The organism is Pseudomonas sp. NPDC087598 (assembly GCF_044743525.1).
Lineage (GTDB): Bacteria > Pseudomonadota > Gammaproteobacteria > Pseudomonadales > Pseudomonadaceae > Aquipseudomonas.
The window spans coordinates 100,499-106,602 of record NZ_JBIUWQ010000017.1; the positions used below are offsets into that span (position 1 = coordinate 100,499).

Consider the following 6,104-nt stretch of genomic DNA (forward strand, 5'->3'; position numbering starts at 1 on the left):
GCGTTCGCGGCGTTTTGCTGTGCGGTCATTGCCAAGGCGTCACCGCTCAGGGCACCAGATAACCTTTGACCCCGGTGAAAATGATTTGCGCCGCCAGGGCGCAGACAAACAACCCCATCAGACGGCTGACGATCTGCAAACCCTGATCGCCGAGAATCCGTTCGATGTGGTTCGACAGATACAGCACCACGCCGACCGTGAAGCTGGCCAGAGCAATACTCATGATCGCCGTGAGTTTGTCGTCCCAGTGTGGCTGGCTGACGCCCATCACCAGCAGCGCACCGATGGTGCCGGGGCCGACAGTCAGCGGAATGGTCAGCGGCACGATGGTCACGTCCTGCTGGACGTTGTCGCTCTGCACCACCGACTTGCCTTGGGCCATGCCCAGTGCCGAGATGAACAGCACGCTGCCGGCGCCAATCCGGAAGGCATCCACCGTGATGCCGAACACATCGAAAATCACCCGCCCGAACAGATACAGCAGAACGCTGGAGACCAGGGTGGCGATGGCCACTTTCCACGCCAGGCGACGTTGTTCCTTGCGCGAATAACCCCGGGTCAGGCTGATAAAGCAGGACAACACGAAGAACGGGCTGTAGAGCACCAGCATCTTCAGGTAAACGCTGAATAACACGTGGAGCATTGGGCAAGCTCACTGGCGAGGGAAGTCGAGGGAGTCTATCAGGCGCCAAAGAGTCTGTCGGCTCAGGACGGTTGTGTGGTGGCCCGGTTCTGTTGATCACGCTGGGCAACCCAGTGTTCGACCAGTTCGCGCAACTGCGACAGTTCGACGGGTTTGGACATGTGTCCATCCATCCCCGCTTGTCGCGCGCGTTCCTTGTGCTCGGCGAGGATGTGCGCCGTCAGCGCGACGATCGGCGTGCGGATCCGTTGGTTGCTGACTTCCCACGCACGCAATTGCTGGGTCGCAGAGAAACCATCCAGCACCGGCATTTCGCAATCCATCAACACTAGATCGTAACGTTGGGCTTTCATCGCTTGCAGCGCTTCTTCGCCGTTGCTGGCGGTATCCGGTTGCAGGTTGAGCTTGCCGAGCATGCCGCGAATCACTTTGGTTGAAATCGTATTGTCTTCGGCGACGAGGATACGGAAGTCACTGGGCACTTTCGCCGCGGTGGCCGGCGTCACCACTTGCGGCTGGAATACTACCTGGCCCTTGTTGCGCTGGTTGAGTTCGTCCGCCAGGGTGGTCTTGAGGGTGTAGCCGGCCACCGGTTTGGCAAGGATGCGTTTGATCCCCGAATTGCGCGCAATGATCTTGCTCGGCGCGTTGCTGATACCGGTGAGCATGATCAGCAGAATGTCGTGGTTCAGGCTCGGGTCTTCCTTGATCTTGGCCGCCAGTTGCATGCCGGTCATGCCGGGCATGTTCTGATCGAGCAGGACCACATCGAAGTAATCTCGAAGGTGCGCCTTGGTACGCAACAACGCCAGCGCTTCCTTGCCCGATGGCACGGCGCTGACGTTCAGGCCCCAGGCGCTGCATTGCTGTACGAGGACTTTGCGGCAGGTGTCGTTGTCGTCGACCACCAGCACCCGTGCGCCTAGCAGCGGACTGTCGAGATCGGACGTTGGATGTTCGAGGCGGTCGGGGTCCAGCGGCAGGGTCAGCCACAGGGTGCTGCCCTGATTGGCGCCGCTCTTGATGCCGAATTCACCGTGCATCAAGCGAATCAGTTGCCGCGCGATCACCAGCCCCAGATTGCCGCCCAGACGATTGGCCGAGAGGAAGTGCTTGCTGTGCAGTTCGGCGTGCATCAGCGCATCGCGCTCTTCCTGCTCCATCGGTGCGCCACTGTCCTGCACGGCGATGCGCAGGCGCGGTTTGCTGCTGCGCTCGTCGAGGGCGACCACGATCAGCACCTCGCCTTCTTCGGTTTTCTTCAGGGCGTTTTCCAGCAGGCTCAGCAGCGTCTGGCGCAAACGCGTCGGGTCGCCGCTGATCACGCGTGGTACTTGCGGCTGAATGAAACTGATCAGCTCGACGTTCTGTTGTTCAGCCTTGGCGCGGTAGATGCTCAGGCAATCGTCGATCAAGGCGTTGAGGTCGAACTGCACGTCGTCGAGTTCGATCTGCCCGGATTCGAGCTTGGAGATGTCGAGAATCTCGTTGATCAGGGTCAGCAGTTCGTTGCCGGCGCTGTGGATGGTTTGCACATAGTCGCGTTGCTTGACTGACAGCGGCGTACCCAGCAGCAGTTCGGTCATGCCCAGCACACCGTTCATCGGCGTGCGGATCTCATGGCTGATCTTGGCGAGGAATTCAGCTTTGGCATTGATCTCGGCGTTGCTGGCGGCGAGGTCGCGGCTGATGCTGAAACGGCTTTCGGTGATGCTGCGCTGGCGCTCGCCGAGGGCAATGCTCATCAGCAGGCCACTGACGCAGATGAATGCCATCAGCGTCATGATCAGGCCTTGCGGTGCGACCAGCGTCAGCCCCAGCAGCGCCGGAAGAATGATCAGCGTACCGATGTTGAACACCACCATCGCGGCCACGAACAGGCGCGCCGGGCGGTAGCCTTTCTGCCAGTGATAGGAAGCGACCAGCAACATGCTCAGGCCGGCCAGCGCCACCAGGGCATAAGTGATGATGTTCAGCGGCAGAGTGTTGACGAACAACAGCAGCAGGCTACAGGTCACGATGAACAGGATATCGCCCAGCAGCAGTTTGTTCAGCGGGTGCGGGCCGAGCGGAGCGAAGAAGCGCAGGGCAAACATCAACCCGGCCGGGGCAGTCAGCAGCAAGGCCAGATAGGCGCCCGGGGTCTGGATCGCGTGCCAGTTCGGCAGCCATGGGCCGGCGAGGTTGAGCAACAGCAACAGACTGAGGCCCAGCAGGCCTTCGCACACCGCCAGCCACAGGCTGCTGCGCGAACGGGAATAGGCGTAGCGCACCAGGTTGTGCAGCAGCAACATGCCGAGACAGCCGAACAGCAAACCGAAGACCAGCGTCTGATTATGGTTGGCTGCGCTCATCACCGCCGATTGCAGGGTGATGTGCGGACGCAACTGATGGTCGGAAACCATCCGAAGATAAACGTCGAGGGGTTTGTCGCTTTGTGGCAGCGGCAGCAAGAAGTCGCTGCTCGGCAACGGCCGTTCGACCTGAGGCTGGTCGGTACCAGTGTTGCGTTGCTCGATCAGTTGATCGCCGTCGAGTACGTACAGATTGAGGTGTGACAGGTCAGGGGCGAAGATGCGCAGCACTTGTTCGTGCTTGCCCGGCGCCAGCCGGAAACGCAGCCACAATGCACCCTCGGGCTCGGCCGCGGTGAGGCGATCAAGGTCGATGGGGCTGAATTGGTTGGTGTAGCGAGCCGAGCGGATGTCGCTCAGTTGCAGATTGCCCTGATCATCAAGCAATACCGACCAGCCACTGCCTTGCGTGGCCTGGGCCGGAAGCATGCAGAGCAAGGTCAGCAGCGTGACGGTGAAGCTTATGGCAATCCTGAGCCAGCGCACGGCGAAATCCCTTCGTAGGTTGATGCCAGAATATAACGATGCGCGGCGGCGGAACAGCCCGGCGAGGAAGGGCATCCTTCGCCGGACTTGAGGGACAGCTTATTCCTGGGTTTCGCCACGTTCACGGGCAATGGCGCGGTAGCCAATGTCCTTGCGATAGAAGCAACCTTCCCAGTCGATGGCCGCTGCAAGCTTGTACGCTTGCTGCTGAGCTTCACCGACGCTTGCGCCCGTTGCAGTGGCGCAGAGTACGCGACCACCGGCGGTGACAACCTGACCGTCCTTCAGCGCAGTGCCGGCGTGGAAGACTTTGCCTTCCAGCTTCGCCGCTGCGTCCAGACCGTTGATCGCTGCACCTTTGGCGTAGTCGCCCGGATAACCGCCCGCGGCCAGCACGATGCCGACGCTCGGACGTGGATCCCACTGCGCTTCAACCTTGTCCAGCGCTTGTGCCAATGCGGCTTCAACCAGCAGCACCAGGCTCGATTGCAGGCGCAGCATCACCGGTTGGGTTTCCGGATCACCGAAACGGCAGTTGAACTCGATGACTTTCGGGTTACCGGCCTTGTCGATCATCAGACCGGCGTAGAGGAAGCCGGTGTAGACGTTGCCTTCTTCAGCCATGCCGCGCACGGTCGGCCAGATCACCAGATCCATCACGCGTTGGTGCACGTCGGCGGTGACCACCGGGGCAGGGGAGTAAGCACCCATGCCGCCAGTGTTCGGGCCGCTGTCGCCGTCGCCAACACGTTTGTGGTCCTGGCTGGTGGCCATTGGCAGGACGTTTTTGCCGTCGACCATGACGATGAACGAGGCTTCTTCACCGTCGAGGAATTCTTCGATCACCACGCGCGAACCGGCGTCACCGAAAGCGTTGCCGGCGAGCATGTCGCGCACGGCGTCTTCCGCTTCAGCCAGGGTCATGGCGACGATTACGCCTTTACCGGCAGCCAGGCCATCGGCCTTGATCACGATCGGTGCGCCTTTTTCACGCAGATAAGCCAGGGCCGGCTCGATCTCGGTGAAGTTCTGGTAGTCGGCGGTCGGGATCTTGTGGCGGGCGAGGAAATCCTTGGTGAAGGCTTTCGAGCCTTCCAGCTGCGCGGCACCGGCGGTCGGACCGAAGCAGTCCAGGCCGCGGGAGCGGAACAGATCAACGACGCCAGCGACCAGCGGCACTTCCGGGCCGACGATGGTCAGGGAAACGTTTTTCTCGGCAAAATCGGCCAGTTGCTCAAGGGCCAGCACGTCGATGGCAACGTTCTCGCACTTGGCTTCGGTCGCGGTACCGGCGTTGCCCGGCGCGACGAAAACCTTCTGCACACGCGGATCCTGAGCCACTTTCCAGGCCAGGGCGTGTTCACGGCCACCGCTGCCAATGATCAAAACATTCATTTCAAAAACCTCAAAAATCTGTCAGGCGCTGCTGGAGCGCTTTATGTGGGAGCGAGCCTGCTCGCGAAAGCGGTGTGTCAGGCAAAACAGCTGTGACTGACAGATTGCATTCGCGAGCAGGCTCGCTCCCACATTTGAACCGGTGTATCAGTGACGGAAGTGGCGCATGCCGGTGAACACCATGGCGATGCCGGCTTCATCGGCAGCGGCAATCACTTCAGCATCACGCATCGAGCCGCCCGGCTGGATCACCGCAGTGATGCCGACCTTGGCCGCGTTGTCGAGGCCGTCGCGGAACGGGAAGAACGCATCCGAAGCCATCACCGAACCGGCGACTTGCAGACCGGCGTGCTCGGCCTTGATCGCGGCAATACGTGCGGAGTTTACGCGGCTCATCTGGCCGGCGCCGACACCGATGGTCTGACGGTTCTTGGCGTAGACGATGGCGTTGGATTTGACGTACTTGGCGACTTTCCAGGCGAAGATCAGGTCGTTGATTTCCTGTTCGGTCGGGGCACGCTTGGTCACGACTTTCAGGTCTTCGCTGCCGATCATGCCGATGTCGCGGCTCTGCACCAGCAGGCCACCGTTGACACGCTTGTAGTCCCACGCGGCAGCACGGTCAGCCGACCACTCGCCACAGGCCAGCAGGCGCACGTTGGCTTTGGCTGCAACGATGGCGCGGGCTTCTTCGCTGACGGACGGGGCAATGATCACTTCAACGAACTGACGCTCAACGATTGCCTTGGCAGTCTCGGCATCCAGTTCACGGTTGAAGGCGATGATGCCGCCGAACGCCGATTCGGTGTCAGTAGCGTAGGCCAGTTCGTAGGCCTGACGGATGCCGCCTTCGGCGTCCGGGCTCACAGCCACGCCGCACGGGTTGGCGTGCTTGACGATCACGCAGGCCGGTTTGACGAAGCTCTTCACGCATTCCAGCGCGGCATCAGTGTCGGCCACGTTGTTGTACGACAGTTCTTTGCCTTGCAGCTGGGTGGCGGTGGCAATGCCGACTTCGGCTGGTTTGGCTTCAACGTAGAACGCCGCGCTCTGGTGCGGGTTCTCGCCGTAGCGCATTTCCTGCGCCTTGATAAACTGGCTGTTGAAGGTGCGCGGGAATTCGCTGCGACCCGGGGCACGGCAGGGCGCCGCGCATTACCGCGCCCCCTCCACAGCCCGGTTATCAAGGCGCCGGGAAATCGCTACGGCGAGCACCCGCCCACATC

At 61.2% G+C, this 6,104-nt stretch carries 3 protein-coding genes and 1 pseudogene; all 4 read right to left on the reverse strand.

Annotated elements, in window-relative coordinates; all coding sequences use genetic code 11:
• Nucleotides 1–46: 46 nt before the first annotated feature.
• Nucleotides 47–643: a MarC family protein gene (locus tag ACIOWE_RS12335; protein ID WP_401391444.1), complete on the reverse strand. Its 597-nt coding sequence runs from the start codon at nt 641–643 to the stop codon at nt 47–49.
• A 62-nt stretch (nt 644–705) separates the two neighbouring features.
• Entirely contained in the window at nt 706–3,483 is a 2,778-nt protein-coding gene (locus ACIOWE_RS12340; RefSeq protein WP_401391447.1) for a response regulator, read from the reverse strand.
• 99 nt (nt 3,484–3,582) lie between these two features.
• Nucleotides 3,583–4,878: a phosphoribosylamine--glycine ligase gene (purD, locus tag ACIOWE_RS12345; protein ID WP_401391450.1), complete on the reverse strand. Its 1,296-nt coding sequence runs from the start codon at nt 4,876–4,878 to the stop codon at nt 3,583–3,585.
• A gap of 147 nt (nt 4,879–5,025) precedes the next feature.
• Nucleotides 5,026–6,006: pseudogene (gene purH, locus ACIOWE_RS12350) on the reverse strand (bifunctional phosphoribosylaminoimidazolecarboxamide formyltransferase/IMP cyclohydrolase); the annotation flags it as partial.
• Between the last annotated feature and the right edge of the window lie 98 nt (nt 6,007–6,104).

Bases quoted from the DNA above. Each gene is read 5' to 3' on its own strand.
- purD (WP_401391450.1), bottom strand. From the start codon at position 4,878: ATGAATGTTTTGATCATTGGCAGCGGTGGCCGTGAACACGCCCTGGCC.
- ACIOWE_RS12335 (WP_401391444.1), bottom strand. From the start codon at position 643: ATGCTCCACGTGTTATTCAGCGTTTACCTGAAGATGCTGGTGCTCTAC.